Annotated in this window: 11 protein-coding genes; 3 read left to right on the top strand and 8 right to left on the bottom strand. The window is 56.4% G+C overall.

The features are described 5' to 3' along the window. Positions 1 to 73: 73 nt before the first annotated feature. From bcsC to bcsR, 6 genes are read right to left on the bottom strand one after another with little or no spacing between them, the layout of a single operon-like run. The gene (gene bcsC, locus B3511_RS00515; protein ID WP_286758334.1) at positions 74 to 3,556 is read right to left on the bottom strand and encodes a cellulose synthase complex outer membrane protein BcsC; all 3,483 of its coding nucleotides are present in this window, start codon (positions 3,554 to 3,556) and stop codon (positions 74 to 76) included. Then, positions 3,538 to 4,644: a cellulose synthase complex periplasmic endoglucanase BcsZ gene (gene bcsZ / locus B3511_RS00510; protein WP_040078167.1), complete on the bottom strand. Its 1,107-nt coding sequence runs from the start codon at positions 4,642 to 4,644 to the stop codon at positions 3,538 to 3,540. The genes bcsC and bcsZ overlap by 19 nt, the downstream gene beginning before the upstream one ends. Before the next feature lie 6 nt (positions 4,645 to 4,650). After that, on the bottom strand, positions 4,651 to 7,065 hold the full coding sequence (bcsB, locus tag B3511_RS00505) for a cellulose biosynthesis cyclic di-GMP-binding regulatory protein BcsB (protein ID WP_212478365.1): 2,415 nt from the start codon (positions 7,063 to 7,065) through the stop codon (positions 4,651 to 4,653). A gap of 10 nt (positions 7,066 to 7,075) precedes the next feature. Continuing rightward, positions 7,076 to 9,694 (bottom strand): UDP-forming cellulose synthase catalytic subunit, encoded by a 2,619-nt coding sequence (gene bcsA, locus B3511_RS00500; protein WP_286758333.1) that lies wholly within the window; start codon positions 9,692 to 9,694, stop codon positions 7,076 to 7,078. Then, the gene (bcsQ, locus tag B3511_RS00495; protein WP_212478363.1) at positions 9,691 to 10,443 is read right to left on the bottom strand and encodes a cellulose biosynthesis protein BcsQ; all 753 of its coding nucleotides are present in this window, start codon (positions 10,441 to 10,443) and stop codon (positions 9,691 to 9,693) included. Before bcsQ ends, bcsA begins: the two co-directional genes overlap by 4 nt. An 11-nt stretch (positions 10,444 to 10,454) precedes the next feature. Further along, positions 10,455 to 10,646, bottom strand: a complete 192-nt coding sequence (gene bcsR, locus B3511_RS00490) for a cellulose biosynthesis protein BcsR (RefSeq protein WP_040078162.1) — start codon at positions 10,644 to 10,646, stop codon at positions 10,455 to 10,457. Between the two features lie 172 nt (positions 10,647 to 10,818). On the opposite strand from bcsR, the gene bcsE reads away from it, so the two are divergent. The 3 genes from bcsE to bcsG are packed head-to-tail and all read left to right on the top strand — an operon-like array spanning position 10,819 to position 14,242. Beyond that, entirely contained in the window at positions 10,819 to 12,378 is a 1,560-nt protein-coding gene (bcsE, locus tag B3511_RS00485; protein ID WP_286758332.1) for a cellulose biosynthesis c-di-GMP-binding protein BcsE, read from the top strand. Then, a complete protein-coding gene (bcsF, locus tag B3511_RS00480; protein WP_040078159.1) occupies positions 12,375 to 12,566 on the top strand; it encodes a cellulose biosynthesis protein BcsF in 192 nt (63 codons plus the stop codon). The genes bcsE and bcsF overlap by 4 nt, the downstream gene beginning before the upstream one ends. After that, positions 12,563 to 14,242, top strand: coding sequence for a cellulose biosynthesis protein BcsG (bcsG, locus tag B3511_RS00475; protein WP_286758329.1), 1,680 nt, complete (start codon positions 12,563 to 12,565; stop codon positions 14,240 to 14,242). The genes bcsF and bcsG overlap by 4 nt, the downstream gene beginning before the upstream one ends. 47 nt (positions 14,243 to 14,289) lie before the next feature. Here the strand turns inward: bcsG and birA are convergent, their stop codons facing one another. Both birA and murB read right to left on the bottom strand, forming a co-directional pair. After that, positions 14,290 to 15,252 (bottom strand): bifunctional biotin--[acetyl-CoA-carboxylase] ligase/biotin operon repressor BirA, encoded by a 963-nt coding sequence (gene birA, locus B3511_RS00470; protein WP_286758327.1) that lies wholly within the window; start codon positions 15,250 to 15,252, stop codon positions 14,290 to 14,292. Further along, complete coding sequence (murB, locus tag B3511_RS00465; protein WP_286758326.1) at positions 15,249 to 16,277, bottom strand: UDP-N-acetylmuramate dehydrogenase; 1,029 nt, start codon at positions 16,275 to 16,277, stop codon at positions 15,249 to 15,251. The genes birA and murB overlap by 4 nt, the downstream gene beginning before the upstream one ends. Positions 16,278 to 16,396 lie beyond the last annotated feature (119 nt).

Here is a 16,396-nt window from a genome sequence, read left to right as displayed (position 1 = left end):
CCCGCTGCCGCCTGAGTATACCCCATCGCAATCGATTTAAGAGAGGCTAACAAAACGATTAAGGTTATTCTGGTTACCATTCCGCATAAGGCATAAGCGGCTGCGGTGGTATGTCCATGTCACCCTGCCAGCCTGCGGCGGAGTAGCGTACATACATCAGCGCATGGCTTGGGGTGTAATCCTTCGCCTCCTGAATATCGACCCCCAGCCCAACAAACCAGTTGGAGGTGACACGACGTTCAATAATAGCCCGGGCGGTATAACCGGTACCGCTGCTGCTGCTTCCCTCTTCCGGCTCACTGCGATCGCCGTATCTGCCTGGTTCAACCGGGATCAGGCTCTGAATCGGGTAGCGCTTACCGTCATTGCTTTTCGAGTGTGACCAGGAGACCGAGCCACCCAGTTCCCAGGACCAGTTCTCGGTACGCTTACGCCAGTTGATGGGCAGCGCGAAGGAGACATACTGTTGTGGGCTGTAGTAGCCGCCCTGTCCCAGCGTGTACTCGCTCAAGTCTTTATCGTAATGCCAGAGCATATTGCTGAGGCCGACGGTCAGGCGCTCGTTATTGGCATTGATGAGTTTGTAGTAGTAGCCGGTCATCCAGCGCACGCGCCAGTTGTCCGCCACGTTCTCGCCGGTCAGGGAATCGGCATTCAGACTAGACCAGATCCCATTCGCCTCACCCTTGTCATAGCTAACGCTGACCCCGCCCCCGGTGGAACGTACCCCGCCCCAGGTTTTATGGGTATTGGGATCAACCTGTCCGGCAAAGGCCAGCATGGAGCTGGAGACCGGGCGACGGTGCGCGTTAACCGTATAGCCCAGCGGACCGATATCGCTGCTATAGCTGATACCGCCGACAACATCGACGACCTCGAAGCCCATCGGTGTGGTACCGATGTCCATCGCCCAGGTGCTGTTTTCCCAGCCCACCGCAACGCTGGCACCATCCGCCGTCTGGCTAGTGTGACCATAGCATGGCGTACTGGCACAGGTGCCCCACTTCGGATTAAAAGATCCATTGCTTGCGGTAGAGAACGAGCCCGCGTCCATATTGACCATGTCCGTACGGAAGAACATTCGGCCGTCGGAAAGCGGTGCGTCGACGTGCAGCATGGTGGTATGGGCTTTAAGGTCAGAGTAGCCCCCCGTACCGCTGGAGCCCCAGTACTCGTGCTGCAGGGTGACGTTAACATCCTGCTGACGATAGAGATCGCCCGCGTCGCTACGTACGCCGCGCTTCAGCCAGTCATCGCGCTCATCATTGCGCGTCAGGCGGGTGAAAGTGTCGTTATCCACCGGACGGGTCGGGGTGATCCCCGAGGCCACCATCGTATCTTTGTAAGTCTCAAGCGCCGCCTTTGGCTGACCGTTCGCCGCCTGGAAACGGGCCGCGTCGCGCAGTACCAGCGCACTCTCCATCGACGGCGGCTGCGATTTCGCCTGCGGAATGAGGCGGCTAAAGGTCTGTTGCGCCGTGTCGGTATTACCCAGCCCTGCCTGGGCCAGCGCGATACGACGCTGCATATTGATGGAAGGGGACTCGCCCTGCGGCGTGGCAGGCAGCGTCGCCAGCGTGGCCTGGGCTGCAGACTTGTCGCCCGCGGCGATGTGCGCTTCCGTCAGGCCAAGTATCGCATCGGCATTTTGCGGCTCGCGTTTTAGCACCGTTTCATAGACTGCTTTTGCCGCCGCCGTATCGCCGCGCTGCTGTGCCCAGTCGGCCAGGATCAGATCAATACGCGTCGAGGGTGGCTGCTGACGTAGCAACTCCTCCGCCTCCCGCTCCTTGCCGCTATCACGCAGGCGGTTCGCGGTCTCCAGCACCTGGTTGCCCTGCAGACGATCGCCCAGTTCGCGGATGTTATCGTTCCACTGACTCTGGGGCAGCGTATTCAGGTGTGCCAGCGCGGCACGATCCTGATCGTTGCCCGAGAGATAAAGTCCGTAGGCGTAAACCTGCTCCGGATCGCCCGGCTTCTGCGAGGCCAGGTTGCGCATCAGCGTATCGGCCTGGCTTCGCTGACCACTGCTGTAAAGATCGCGTGACAGCCGGTAGGTGATCCAGACATTGCCCGGATCCATTGCCAGCCGGCGGCGCTGGATCTCCGCCGCCTGAGCATAATTACCCTGATTTTCGAGCTGCTCGGCCTGCTGGGCCAGCTTCTCGTTGCTCAGGCTGCGTTCAATATCATCGATACTGCGGCGCTGGCTGGCAGAGAGCGATTGTATAAACTGGGTCGCTTTTTCCGGTGATTCGGCGCGATAGAGGTTGGCCAGCCCACGCACCGCGTTGCTGTTGCCGCTGTCCATGCGCAGCGCCTGACGGTAGTAGCGCTCGGCGCTGGCACTGTCTTTACGCGCCATGGCCGCATCCCCCAGTCCTAATACGGCATAGCTGTCGGTATTATCCGTGTTGCGCGCTTGCTGGTAATAGCGTTCGGCCTGGCCTGGGTTATTGGCTTTCAGCGCCGCGTCGCCCTGCTGGATCAGCAGCCAGTAGCGGTTAACCTTGAGCAAACTGTCCCACTTGTCGCGGTTTTCACTTTGCGGATCGAGCGCGATCGCTTTCTCGAACTGCGCCACTGCCCTGGCACGATCGCCTTTCTGGGAGTAAGCCTGCCCGAGAGCGCCTACCGCTTCACTGTCCGCATGATTCGCGCTGACCGCCTGCTGCAACTCTGACACAGCCCGCTCGCCCTGACCCGCCTCAACGGCGGCCAGCCCCTGCGCCTTCGCACGGAACGCCGGGTCGGAAAGCTGTTGCTGCTGCTGCGCCAGTTGGGTACGCGCTAACTCCACGCTATCCCCTTCACTGAACACCTGCAGATAATCCTGTAAGGCTTTTACGCTGGCATCACTGACCGGCGTGTCTTTAATTTGTTGATACCAGATAGACGACGCGGCGTTACGCCCGCTGTTGGAGTTCGCCATCTGACGCAGCACGGCGAAGCCCTCATCACGACGCCCACTCTGAAAAAGAAGCTGGGCCAGTGAGTTCTGTAGCTGGCTATCGCCGGGGCGGCTGGCATTGATGCTCTTAAGCTGGTTGATCGCCTCATTGCGACGGGCAGGCACCTTCGCCACCAGCGTCCAGTACTCGGTGGCGATATCGCCATCCGGCGGGCTGCCAGCAAACAGCTTGTCGTAGGCGGCAATCCCTTCGGCGGTATGGCCGGTAGTGGCCAGCAGACGGGCCTGCTGCAGCGCCTGACGTCCGTCAGGGCTGGAGAGAGACATGCTGCTGCGCGACGATTTATAAGCTTCTGAGGTTGGCGCCATCGTCTTCAGGCGGTCCAGCTCTTTTTGCGCGCCGGCGGTGTCGCCCTGGCGCAGCAAATAGCGGAAGCGTGCGGCCATCACGTCCGGGTTGTTCGGATCAATCAGTTCGAGGCGATCCAGCGACTGGCGAACCAGGTCTTCGCGCTGCGTGGACTCGCCCAGCCGTACCTGCTCAAGCAGCTGTTTTTGCTGTGGGGAGTTCACCGCCTGCGCGGCCGGCAGTAAGGCCAGACCGAGCGATAAACTGAGTAAACTTATTGTGAACTTGCGCATTCCTGGCCCCAGTCAGGTAGTAATTCACCTTTCACGGTGAAACGAAAACGATGCTGATCCCAGCCTTGTCCAAAGAGGGTCAGTACGTAGCTGTAATAAGCGTCATCGCCAGGAAAGTTGTCTGCTACACGCTGACGCTGCGCGGCTTGTGCATCGCGATTTTGCAAGAAAGGCAGCAGCGCAGCGGAGAAGCCCACCGGGCCCTGTCCGGTCGGTTTACCCGTGGCGACATCCACTTTTTCCGGCGGTATCCCTTTTTTAGCGGTAAGGGTTGCCATCGGTTTCAGCCGTGCCAACAACCGCGCTTTTTGCGGATCGCTGTCGTGCATCATGCCCACCCACAGCCAGACGCGAATAGCGTCATAGCTGCTGACGAGCGTTTTCTCTGGCTTGAGCTGCCAGCCGCCGTTTTTTTGATAACGTACCCAGTCGGGTGAAAATCCTTTCGGCGCAGTTTCCAGGAGCAGGCGCAGGTTGGTCTCCCGCAGCGTGCTCCAGGGCGCGCCAAAGCGAGTAAAATATTGTGCCAGCTGAGGCGGCAGATAACTTGGGTTGAAGCGCCATAAATTCTGTTCCGCAAAACCCACTTTGCCCGGCAGCAGCATGTAGCCCAGCCCCGGCACCTTCACCACCTCTTCACGAACGATGAGCTTTAATAGCGCCCGCCCGGTATCGGTGTAAGTTTGCTCCTTCCACAGACGACCGGCCTCCAGCAGCGACCAGGCGATCCAGATATCAGCGTCCGAGGCGGAGTTGGGGTCGAGCACCTGCCAGCTGTCGGGGGCTTTTTTACCCCATAGCCAGGCAGGAAGCTGCGTATTTAACGCGCCCTTCGCCAGGTTATCCTGCGTCCAGCGCAGGATTTGGTCGAAGGTTTTACGGTCATTAGCGGCGAGGGCAAAGAACAGCGCGTAGCTTTGCCCCTCCGACGTGGTAATGCTACGGGCATCGCTGGGATCGATAACCCGTCCATCTTCGCTGATATAAGCCTGTTTGAACCGATCCCAGGCCGGCCAGTTGCAGGCGGCCTGAAGATTCCACGCGGTCAGCATAAACAGCGCCAACAAACCGTAGCGAAATCCCTTCATCACGGTTTACTCATGATCCGGATCGAGACGACGACGGCTGAAGATGCGCAGCAGACGCCACAACACCCATGCCAGCAGTACGACGCTTATCGCGGCAAAGATCGCCAGCAACACCGGATGGTTTGACAGGGCATACCAGACGCGTTCAAACCACGGCAGATGACCGACGTAGTAGATATCCCCCACGCGCAGGCTATTGACGCCAGACTCACGGATGATCGATACCGAGCCAAACATCGCCGCACGTTTGCCGCTGTCGTTCATGGCCTGATTCAGCAGTTCATAGCCGCGCGGGCTGTCTGCCAGCAGGGCAATCACGCTGCGTTGGTCGTTATACGGCGACTGGAACCCCACAACGGCGGCCATTGGGCCGGTGGAAGAGACTTCCGCGCGGGCGTTAGCCTGACGGTCGCTCTCATCCGGCATAATGCTCGGTAAAGAACTTTCGCGCAGCGGGGTGTTCACCCAGGCTTCTGTCGCCTGCACCAGCAGATCAACGCGCTTGTCATCTTTTAACGCATCCGGAATCGCCCCTACCAGCAGGATATCGGCATCTTTACCCTGTAGCTGGCTGGCATCGCTGGTTAGCGTGAAGTTCAGCGCCGGGAACCCGGTTTGCGCACCGACGGAGCCCATGGCATCCAGCAGCGTCGTCAGTTGGCCTTCGTTCGGATCTTTCGGCGTTACCACAATCGATTCCGAGAGGTCAGCCATACGGCTGAACGGGAAGCTGGCGTTGGCGAATGCGCGCAGATCCGGCATGGCAAGGAAGTGGTAATACTTCGAGAAGTCGATGGTGGAGTCATCGCCAATGACCACATGGTTCTGTACTGGCTGGAAGGTAATACAGTTTTCAACCGTACCACCCGGCATCGGGTTCATGTACTGGAAATCAAAGCGCAGCTGGTTTACCGCACCCAGTTTCAGCGCCGGAATCGAAACATCCGTTTTACCGTCCAGCAGCCCTTGCAGAACCGGCAGACGCAGCAGAAGACGATTCGCATCCTGCGTACTGGTCAGCGCGAAGGATTGCAGGAACTGGTTGTTCAGGCTGATATCCATCCGCGAACTGTCTTTCACCGGCGGCGCGGTATAGCGGTAGTTCAGATTCATGTCGATGCCGTTGCTGCGCAGCAGATAGAGATCTGGCGGCAGATTTAACGACAGGCTAATGGATGAGGGCTGCAAACCGGTGGCCTGCAGTTGCTCTTCATAGGTTTTCAGTTCGCCAAAGGTGACCGCGCGATCGGTACGCACCCAGTTTGGCGCATCGTATGGCTTACGCGGCAGCAGCGGTTTCACATCGTTAATCACCACGCTATTACCACGGAACAGCACGTTACCTTGCGCCAGCCCTTTCGCCGCCTGCAGCAGGTCTTTGTCATCACGACCCATTACCACCAGCAACTTCACGTACGGGTTGTTCGGATGGCTCATCATCTCGATGGTCGGCGCTTTCACCTCAGGATGATCGCGCAGGAACGCCGGACGACTGGCGTTCGTGGCGAAGACGATCGCGTTGGTGTCTGGCAGTTTGTCATAGATGACCGGGAAACTTTGGCCGCGCCAGCCGCTGCGAGAACCGAACCAGGAGGCGACAATCGATGCCGCTTTTTGCTGTTCGATTTCCGGCGCACCGGCAAAGACCATCGGTAAGTTCAGCGGGCGATTGTCGCGCGGGTCAAAGAACGGCACCGGGAAGCGCGAAAGATCGTTAGCCACCGCCAGCGACTGATAGGTCAGATCCAGCGAGCTACTACGCCCCACGTCCATCCACAGCGTACTGCTGGCCGGGTTTTCACAGACGTCACGATAGTGGCCAACAAATTCCAGCCGCACGCGGTTGAAGTCACTGATAAACAGCGGGTTGATCGGCAACTGCGCCAGGGTTTTCTTGCCTAGCTGCTCTTTGGTCACCGGCAGGACGCCCATCAGCTCATCGTTCAGATAAACCTTCAGCTGTGACTGTACCGGCAACAGCGAGGGAGAGGGGGTGTATTCAAGGTTCAACAACGCCTTAGAGACGACTTCGTCGCTGCGCATGCCGAACTCGATACCGCCGTTCGGGTTAATACCGCGCAACACCATGCTACCCGGCGGTGGCGCGATCTGAGCAAAGGAGAGCTTCACATCGCGTGACGGTGCGCTGTCGGCGACAATCGGCGCATCGGCACCTTGCACGCCAGGCATGACCCGGCCTACTGGCGCGTCCGACGGCGGTAGCGTCTGGCCCGTTGTAGGTTGATTCGGGATCACCGCTTCCGTTTGCCCCGGCGCGGCGGTGGCTGCCGGCTCAGCGGGGGCTGCAACAACAGGTACCGTTGGCGCAGGAGTCGTCTCCGGTGCCGCCGAGACCATAAAGGAGGGGAGCGCACTCATCCCGACCGCCACTGCACTAATCCATGATAGTTTTCTTTTCATCGCATTATCATCATTGTTGAGCCATAACCGGGTCTGCTTGCTGTACCGCCTCGCCACGCTCAGGACGGCGAGGAACAAACGACACAACCCAGGAAACCAGCGAAGTAATTGACCGGAAAATCACTTTCACGGACGATGGAGCAAATTCGGCAAGGTGGCGATAGCCACGGAAACCCAGTTTCAGAATATCCAGCAGGCTCTCCAGCGGTTTATCTTCCGGGAAGCTGTCCTGCCAGAGCGCCCAGGTATCGGCACGGGCGAAGGTACACTGCACAAAATCGATATGCTGCTTTTTCGTCAGCGGCATCAACTGCAGACCCACTTCGTTGCCCAGTACGCGCACCACCTGGGTTGGGAAAACATACTCTTGCTGGCCGCGCTTAAGCAGCAGATTAGCCTTCTGCCCTTCCAGCACCTGCGCCTGGCCGTGGATCTTGATGCCCAGGCCGCCGTCAGAGAAGTCGTGTACGGTACAGGAGAAGAGGTGACCGTCTTCACGGGCGATAGCAGCCGGCATGGCGATTTCGACGCGATGGGCGCGACGCACCTGCTTACTTTCCACCGAAACCGCCACCGCGCCGCCGAGAATGATCAGGTTGTAGAAGACCCACGCCATACTCACAAACACGGTCAGCACTTCGTTCTCAGGCCCGGTGTAATAGCGCCAGACACCGGCGATGATACCGACAATATTAAGCAGCACCAGGAAGATGTAAGGCCGGGAGATCACCCAGTCCACATACTCCTCTTCCACCAGCCCGCCTTTCGCCGTAACGTTGAATTTCCCTTTATGCGGATTGATCAGTGCCACCATGGTTGGCGGGGCGATATACCAGGCGAGTACGGTTTCGTAGATTTCACTCCAGAACGAGTGGCGATACTTGCCCTGAATGCGCGAGTTGGTCAGGCTGGCGTGAATCATGTGCGGCAGTACAAACAGCGCGATCATGATCGCCGGGGCGTAAATGATGTAGGCATGCAGCAGCAGGAAGGCCAGCGGCGCCGTCAGGAAGATAAGGCGCGGGATCCCGGATAAGAAGTGGAACATGGCGTTTAAATAGCAAAGACGCTGCCCCCACTTAAGCCCTTTGCCAAACAACGGGTTATCAAGACGGAAGATCTGTACCATGCCGCGCGCCCAGCGAATACGCTGACCGATATGCGCAGAGAGCGACTCTGTCGCCAGCCCAGCAGCCTGCGGAATACGCATATAGGCGGAGGTGTAACCCCGACGGTGCAAGCGCAGGGAGGTGTGCGCATCTTCAGTCACCGTTTCTACCGCAATGCCGCCAATTTCATCCAGCGGTTTACGGCGAATCACCGCACACGAGCCGCAGAAGAAGGTGGCATCCCACATGTCGTTACCGTCTTGCACCAGCCCGTAAAACAGCGTGCCCTCATTTGGCGTCTTGCGGAACCGGCCAAGGTTGCGCTCGAACGGATCGGGTGAGAAGAAGTGGTGCGGCGTCTGCATCATCGCCAGTTTGGTATCCTTCAGGAACCAGCCCATGGTCATCTGCAGGAATGAGCGTGTGGGGACATGGTCGCAGTCGAAAATCGAAACAAATTCGCCTTTGGCATACTTAAGCGCGTTATTGATGTTGCCCGCTTTCGCATGTTCGTGGGTGGTACGGGCGATATAATTCACCCCTACGCTGTCGGCAAACTGTTTGAACTCTTCGCGCCCGCCATCATCCAGGATCCAGATCTGGAGCTTGTCTTTCGGCCAGTCGATACCCAGCGATGCGTAAATGGTGTTTTTCACCACGCTCAAATCTTCGTTATAGGTCGGCACAAAGATATCGACGCTCGGCCAGACGCGGGTATCTTTTGGCAGCGGTACCGGCTGACGGTTTAGTGGCCAGATTACCTGGAAATAGCCCAGCACCAGTACTACCCAGGCATAGGTTTCAGCAAACAGCAGGATCAGGCCGCACACCAGACTGACCGGGTCGTTCCAGTTGAGGGTGGAGGTGTAACGCCACCAGATGTAACGGCAGGAGACGGTCAGCGACAGCACAATCAGCATTAACGCAGAGAAGCGCCCAGGAATGCGGCGCACCAGCAACGCTACGCCCCATAGCAGTATCAGGAAGATAAACTGCGCCATCGGGTTAAAGGGCTGGGTAATGCAAACCAGCGCCAGGATCAGCGAGAAGAAGACCACCACACCGAGAATAAAGCGACGCAGCCGCGGGTGCAGATGTCCCAGCTCCTTTTGGGAATCAAGATGACTGGTGTTGTTATGCAGGCGAGTGGGTAGATGATCCAGCCACTGGTGATAACGCCCGCGCAGGGTTTTAAAGCGCGACATACCGCCCCAGCGCGACGACGCTTTCTCTTTGCGTCCCGAGGTCGCCAGCAACCAGATGGCCTGTAGGGCATAACGCGCCGGGTCCAGCGGACGCGGACGGTCAGGGTCGATATGCGGATACAGTTCATTATGCCGGGCACGAATACGCTGCCAGCGCGGGTGTTCAAAGGGAATAAAAAGCCAGGCCAAAATCATCCACAAACAGCCCAGAGCAGCACTGAAGGGAGAGGCGCCGTGCAGACGGTAATTACGGTAACGCTCGCTCAGACGCGCTCGTACCGGCGGAATAAGCAGCAAGGCGCCCAGGCGATTCATGGGGTGCTCCCGGTGGCGATTTTGTCACCGTTAAAGTTCAGCAGACACCAGTTCGCCAGGATCATCATCTCTTCGGCGGCCAGCGAGTCGCTACGGTATTCCCCGAGCGGCTGTTTCGACGCCATGCACTCAACCATCGCTTCATCGCGATGCAGCACCATCGGCAGCAGACGACGTTGACTCTGCAGCCACACCTGGTAGAGATCGTCCTGCAGCTGGCTGCCGATGCGTAGGTCGTTGATCAGAATACGTGCGCCGACTGGCAAAGATTGCTGGTGCAGGCGGATATGGCAGTTAGTGTCTGGCTTGACGATAGCCAGCGTGTGATCGCAAAGCTCCACCAGCGCGCGCGTCAGCGGCGAGTGGCCATGAGGCAAGTCGATCAAAATCCATTGATAATGGCTATGCGCTTTTAAAGTCTGTAACGCAGTGGTGAACTGCCCCAGCGTCTCATACAGGCTATATTCATTTTCCCGTTCGCTGTCGGTCAGTTGACCGAAAGGCAGCACGTCCAGCTGCGACGTGTAGCGTTGCCCGGCATCACGCCAGTCCGTACCATCCAGCAGTGCTCTACCCCAACCGCCGGTATGGCTGAAATCGACATTAAACGACATGCGCAACAAATTATCGGCGCAGGCGTCTACCACCAGCACCGATTCACCTAATAACTGTAATGACCAGCCAAGCGCCGCCGTAATTGATGTGGTACCCACACCACCGCGCACGCCCTGCAATCCAACTATGGCCATTCACGGCTCCCTTATTTTTGTTGAGCAAATTCGGCCAGTAACGGCCAGCGTCGAATCGCTGCAGCCAATTGTTCACGTTGCGAAATATCGGTGTAGTCAATTTCTGGCAATGAAAAAGCCTGGCTGAGTGCCAGAAAGTCATTTTGAAAGGTGTATCCGAGGCCGGAGTCCAGCGTCGTATTTACGGGTTCATTGTTAGACATTCACGTCTTATCCCATTGAGGAAATTCTAATGCTCAGATGTAGCCAGGCGTCCTGCCAGAGAAATTTCATTTACATGCTAAATCTGATGTTCTTTAATTTCAATGTTAGGTTTATTTCTTCGCTTTCGCTAGTAAACTGAATACAGACAAATTAGTGGCAAAGAGGGACATCGTGAACCCCATTTTTTCTATTGGCATCCAGTCATTATGGGATGAATTGCGGCATATGCCAGCAGGCGGTGTCTGGTGGATCAACACCGATCGCGACGAAGACGCAATACATCTTCTTAATCAAACAGTTTCTGCTCAGGATGCGCGCGCCAAAGTCGCGGTTATTACGATGGGCGACGATCCTAAATCGATTGTCAGGCTGGAGGAAAATGGCGGCCCGGATACGGTTCGTCTATTTTCCATGCCGGAAACAGAGAAGGGTCTCTACTTTTTGCCGCGTGACATCCAGTGCAACCTCGATCCCGATCACTATTTAATTGTCCTTAAATGTACAAATAACGCCTGGTTAAATATTCCGGTTGATAAATTGCGCGGCTGGCTGGAAAAAATGAATAAATGGGCGCGCTTTTACAATTGTACCCTTTTGGTTCTGAGTCCGGGTACGAATAATGACAAGCAATTCTCATTATTAATGGGGGAATACCGTTCGCTGTTCGGCCTTGCCAGTCTGCGCTATCAAACCGACATTCATCTTTACGATGTTGCGTTCTGGTGCAATGAAAAAGGGGTAAGTGCTCGTCAGCAATTAACGCTTTCCCGTCAGGGTAATGCCTGGCACCTTACGCAGCAGGAAGAGGCGGTGGTGCAGCCTCGCAGCGATGAGAAACGGATCCTTAGTAACGTCTCGGTACTGGAAGGCGCACCGCCGCTGTCAGAACACTGGTCGTTATTTGAGAATAACGAAGCGCTATTCAACGAAGCCCGCTCCACCCAGGCGGCAACCATCATCTTTTCGCTGACTCAGAACAACCAAATTGATACCATTGCGCGGCAGATCCACACGCTACGCCGCCAACGTGGTAGCGCCCTGAAAATCGTAGTGCGTGAAAATCTCACCAGCCTGCGCGCCACCGATGAGCGTCTTCTGCTGGGCTGCGGTGCGAATATGGTTATTCCGTGGAATGCCCCGCTCTCCCGTTGCCTGACGCTTATCGAAAGTATTCAGGGCCAGCAGTTCAGCCGCCACGTGCCGGAAGATATTTCAACACTGCTCTCCATGACCCAGCCTATGAAGCTACGCGGCTTCCAGAAATGGGATACCTTCTGCGACGCGGTAGGCAATATGATGAGCAACACGCTGCTGCCTGCTGATAATAAAGGGGTGATGGTGGCGCTGCGCCCGGTTCCAGGCATTCGCGTCGAACAGGCGCTGACGCTGTGCCGTCCAAATCGTACCGGGGATATCATGACCATCGGTGATAACCGGCTGGTCCTGTTCTTATCATTCTGCCGGATAAACGATCTTGATACCGCCCTGAACCATATCTTCCCGCTGCCTACCGGCGATATCTTCTCTAACCGGGTGGTCTGGTTTGAAGATAACCAGATCGCCGCGGAGATTATGCAGATGCGCGCCGTTAAACCTGAACATTGGAACAAACCGCTGCCGCTGGAGACCGATATCAAACCGATCCTTAACGCCACGCACGATGGTCATGCCTGGCGGCGTATTCCGCATCCGCTACGCTTACTGGATGATGCCGTGGAGAACCCATCATGATGAACGTCAGCGATATCATCCAGCTCGTGGTGCTCTGTGCGCTCATCTTCTTCCCGCTAGGGTATTACACGCGCCATTATTCACGACGGATCCGTGATGCAGCGCGAATTGTTTTTAGTAAGCCTCGCTATGTTAAACCCGCCGGTACGCTGAACAGAGCGTCGCAACAGGGTAAACCGAAAAAATGACAAATTCTTCTTATACGACTTCGGCGCCTTCGCCGCTCTGGCAGTACTGGCGCGGCCTTTCTGGCTGGAACTTTTACTTTTTGGTGAAGTTCGCTCTGCTATGGGCGGGATACCTGAATTTCCATCCCCTGCCGAACCTGGTCTTTATGGCCTTCCTGCTGATGCCGATCCCGAAGTATCGTCTGCATCGCCTGCGCCACTGGGTGGCGATCCCCATCGGCTTCGCCCTCTTCTGGCATGACACCTGGCTGCCGGGTCCACAGAGTATTATGAGCCAGGGTTCTCAGGTTGCAGGCTTTAGCGCTGACTATATGCTCGACCTGGTGACACGTTTTATTAACCTGCAGATGATTGGCGCGCTGTTTGTGCTGTTTATCGCATGGCTGTTCTTGTCACAGTGGATCCGCGTTACGGTGTTTGTTGTCGCCATCATGATCTGGCTGAACGTGCTGACCATTGCCGGCCCAGCCCTTACCCTGTGGCCAGGCGGCCAACCCACTACCACCGTCACCACCGACGGCGCTTCGGTAGCCCCAACGGTAGCGGCAGCAGGTAACACCGCCGTGGTGGGTGATATACCGGCTCAGACGGCACCGCCGACGACGGCCAATCTCAATGCCTGGCTGTCTACGTTCTATAATGCCGAAGAAAAACGCCAGACCAAATTCCCGGACGCACTGCCAGCCGATGCCCAGCCGTTTGAACTGCTGGTCATCAATATCTGCTCTCTGTCGTGGGCAGATGTGGAAGCCGCAGGGCTAATGTCGCATCCGTTGTGGTCGCACTTTGATATCCAATTCAAGGATTTCAACTCAGCCACCTCTTACAGCGGCCCGGCGGCCATTCGTCTACTGCGCGCCAGCTGCGGTCAGCCATCGCATAAAAATCTCTACCAGCCAGCCGGTAACCAGTGCTACCTGTTCGATAATCTGGAGAAACTGGGCTTCACGCAGCACCTGATGCTGGGCCACGACGGCGTGTTCGGTGGATTCCTGAAAGAAGTGCAGGAAAACGGCGGCATGCACGCGCCGCTGATGGATCAGAAAGGGCTGCCGGTGACCTTGCTGGGCTTCGACGGTTCGCCAGTGTATGACGACACCGCGGTGCTTGAACGCTGGATGCAGACCATTGAGAAAGACCAGAACCCGCGCAGTGCGACTTTCTATAACACCCTGCCGCTGCATGATGGGAACCACTTCCCTGGCGTGAGCAAAGTGGCGGATTACAAGCTGCGTGCCCAGAAATTGTTTGACGAGCTGGATGCCTTCTTCACCCAACTGGAGAAGTCCGGGCGCAAAGTGATGGTGGTAGTGGTACCCGAGCACGGCGGTGCGCTGAAGGGCGATAAGATGCAGGTTTCTGGCCTGCGCGATATCCCGAGCCCCTCAATTACTAACGTGCCGGCCGGGGTGAAATTCTTCGGTATGAAAGCTCCACATCAGGGTGGAGCGATTGAGATCACCCAGCCTACAAGCTACCTGGCCATCTCTGAACTGGTAGCCCGCGCGGTGGACGGCAAAATCTTCGTTGAAGATAACGTTAACTGGGATCAGTACATCAAAGATCTGCCGCAAACGGCAAAAGTGTCTGAAAACGCCAATGCGGTGGTCATTCAGTATCAGAACAAGCCGTATGTCCGTCTGAATGCCGGTGACTGGGTGCCTTACCCGCAGTAATCTACGGCTTCCCCTCTCTTACGAGAGAGGGGAAGCGCATTGCCTTACTACTCCGCGCTACGAAGCGAGATTTCGCCGCCCATCCAGGGTTTGATCGCCCCATCCTGGTCAAGCAGCAGTGCCCCCTGTGCATCGATACCGCGGGAGGTGCCAAACACCTCTTTATCGCCAATAATCAATTTCACCGGTCGATTAATAAAGTTATCCAGCTTTTCCCAGCGCGCCAGGAACGGTGTCAAACCATCCTGTTCAAAGCTGAGCAGCGATGTCCGCAACTCTTTGATCATCTGCACCGCCAGGGTATTGCGATCAATATTTACCCCCGCCTCATGCAGGTTGATCCAGCCCTGATTTACTACATCGCTCTGTACCGTACGCATAATCATGTTAATGCCAGCGCCAATTACGATGTGGGCCGCATCGCCAGTTTTGGCGGTCATTTCCACCAAAATACCTGCCAGTTTCCGATCGTTCAGGTAGAGATCGTTTGGCCATTTAACACGCACTTTATCTGCGCCTAACGACTGCAGAACCTCGGCCATCACAATACCGATGACCAGACTTAGTCCCATGGCGGCAGCCGGTCCTTGCTCCAGACGCCAGTACATAGAGAGATAGAGATTAGCGCCAAAGGGTGAGAACCATTTACGCCCGCGACGACCGCGGCCCGCCTGCTGGTATTCAGCTACACAGCTATCGCCAGAGTTCAGCTCGCCAATTCTGTCCAGCAGATATTGGTTAGTGGAGTCGATGACCGGCAGTACGGCAACCTTCCCCTCCTCTAACTGACCCTGGATGAGATTCTGATCCAGTAACTGGATGGGCTCCGGCAGACTATAGCCTTTACCCGGAACAGTGAAGACATCCACGCCCCAGTCGCGTAAGGTCTGAACATGCTTGTTAATCGCCGCCCGGCTCATACCCAGGCGCTCGCCAAGTTGCTCGCCAGAGTGAAAATCGCCATCGGCCAGAATAGAGATTAACGTCAAGGGAATTGTATTGTCTTTCACGCGATCGTCTCCACCGCATTTACTTCGCCGTGGGCGCCAATGAAGCGAACTTCAGGCTCCAGCCAGACGTTAAATTTTTCGCCAACGCGCAGACGAACCTGATGTGCCAGTTGCACAACATCGTCGCTGGTCGCTCTGTTTTCGTTGATCAATACCAGTGCCTGCTGGCGATGGACTGCGGCTCCGCCGTAAGTGGTACCCTTAAGCTGACATTGATCGATCAGCCAGCCCGCGGCCAGCTTCACGCTACCATCCGCCTGGGGATAGTGCGGTGCAGCGGGCCACTGTGCGAGCAGTGCGTTTGCCACCTCAGCGGTGACAACCGGATTTTTGAAGAAGCTACCGGCATTGCCCTGCTGTTTAGGATCGGGAAGTTTGCTCATCCGCATATGACAAACCGCATCAAAAATTTGCCGCGGGGTGACGGTCGCAGGATCGAGACGGGTTAAGTCGCCGTAAGAGAGTACCGGCTGCCAGTGTTTTGTCAGCTGAAGTCCCACCGCCACGATCACAAACTTGTCCTGATACTCATGTTTGAAAATACTGTCACGGTAACCAAAGCGACACTGCTCTGCGGTTAAACGCAGCGCTTTCCCGGTCGCCAGTTCAATGCAGTCCACGTATTCGCAGACATGCTTAAGCTCAATGCCATAAGCACCGATATTCTGAATAGGAGATGAACCCGCACAGCCAGGGATCAGGGCCAGATTTTCCAGACCAGCCATGCCGTTATCAAGGGTAAATTGCACCAGATTGTGCCAGTTTTCGCCGGCGCCCACGTGCAGACGCCAACGCTCTGGCGTCTCTTCAACGTCAATCCCGGAAATGCGATTAATAATTACCGTACCTGAATAATCTTCCAGGAACAGTACGTTACTGCCTTCGCCCAGAATGAGAACAGGTTGGTTTTGTTGCGTTGCGTGATTCCATGCCGCCAGCAGTTGTTGAGAGTCAGTGGCCTGCACGATCTGTAAGGCATTTCGGTCAATACCGAAGGTATTCCAGGGCTTAAGGGAGTGATTCATAGAGGCTATCCAGATGCAAAAACCGGGATAGTTTACCGTATCTGCGATGGGTTAGGGGGATATCTTTGTGTGCAGGTTCATAGACGCAAAAACGCAAAAACGCAAAAAGCCCATCCTTC

The organism is Leclercia sp. UBA1284, assembly GCF_002308415.1.
Classification (GTDB): Bacteria; Pseudomonadota; Gammaproteobacteria; order Enterobacterales; family Enterobacteriaceae; genus Enterobacter; species Enterobacter pneumoniae.
The sequence above is the reverse complement of the archived record's forward strand: the minus strand, read 5'-3'. Positions and strand labels throughout refer to the sequence as shown.

Bases quoted from the DNA above. Each gene is read 5' to 3' on its own strand.
- bcsC (WP_286758334.1), bottom strand. From the start codon at position 3,556: ATGCGCAAGTTCACAATAAGTTTACTCAGTTTATCGCTCGGTCTGGCC.
- bcsZ (WP_040078167.1), bottom strand. From the start codon at position 4,644: ATGAAGGGATTTCGCTACGGTTTGTTGGCGCTGTTTATGCTGACCGCG.
- bcsB (WP_212478365.1), bottom strand. From the start codon at position 7,065: ATGAAAAGAAAACTATCATGGATTAGTGCAGTGGCGGTCGGGATGAGT.
- bcsA (WP_286758333.1), bottom strand. From the start codon at position 9,694: ATGAATCGCCTGGGCGCCTTGCTGCTTATTCCGCCGGTACGAGCGCGT.
- bcsQ (WP_212478363.1), bottom strand. From the start codon at position 10,443: ATGGCCATAGTTGGATTGCAGGGCGTGCGCGGTGGTGTGGGTACCACA.
- bcsR (WP_040078162.1), bottom strand. From the start codon at position 10,646: ATGTCTAACAATGAACCCGTAAATACGACGCTGGACTCCGGCCTCGGA.
- bcsF (WP_040078159.1), top strand. From the start codon at position 12,375: ATGATGAACGTCAGCGATATCATCCAGCTCGTGGTGCTCTGTGCGCTC.
- bcsG (WP_286758329.1), top strand. From the start codon at position 12,563: ATGACAAATTCTTCTTATACGACTTCGGCGCCTTCGCCGCTCTGGCAG.
- murB (WP_286758326.1), bottom strand. From the start codon at position 16,277: ATGAATCACTCCCTTAAGCCCTGGAATACCTTCGGTATTGACCGAAAT.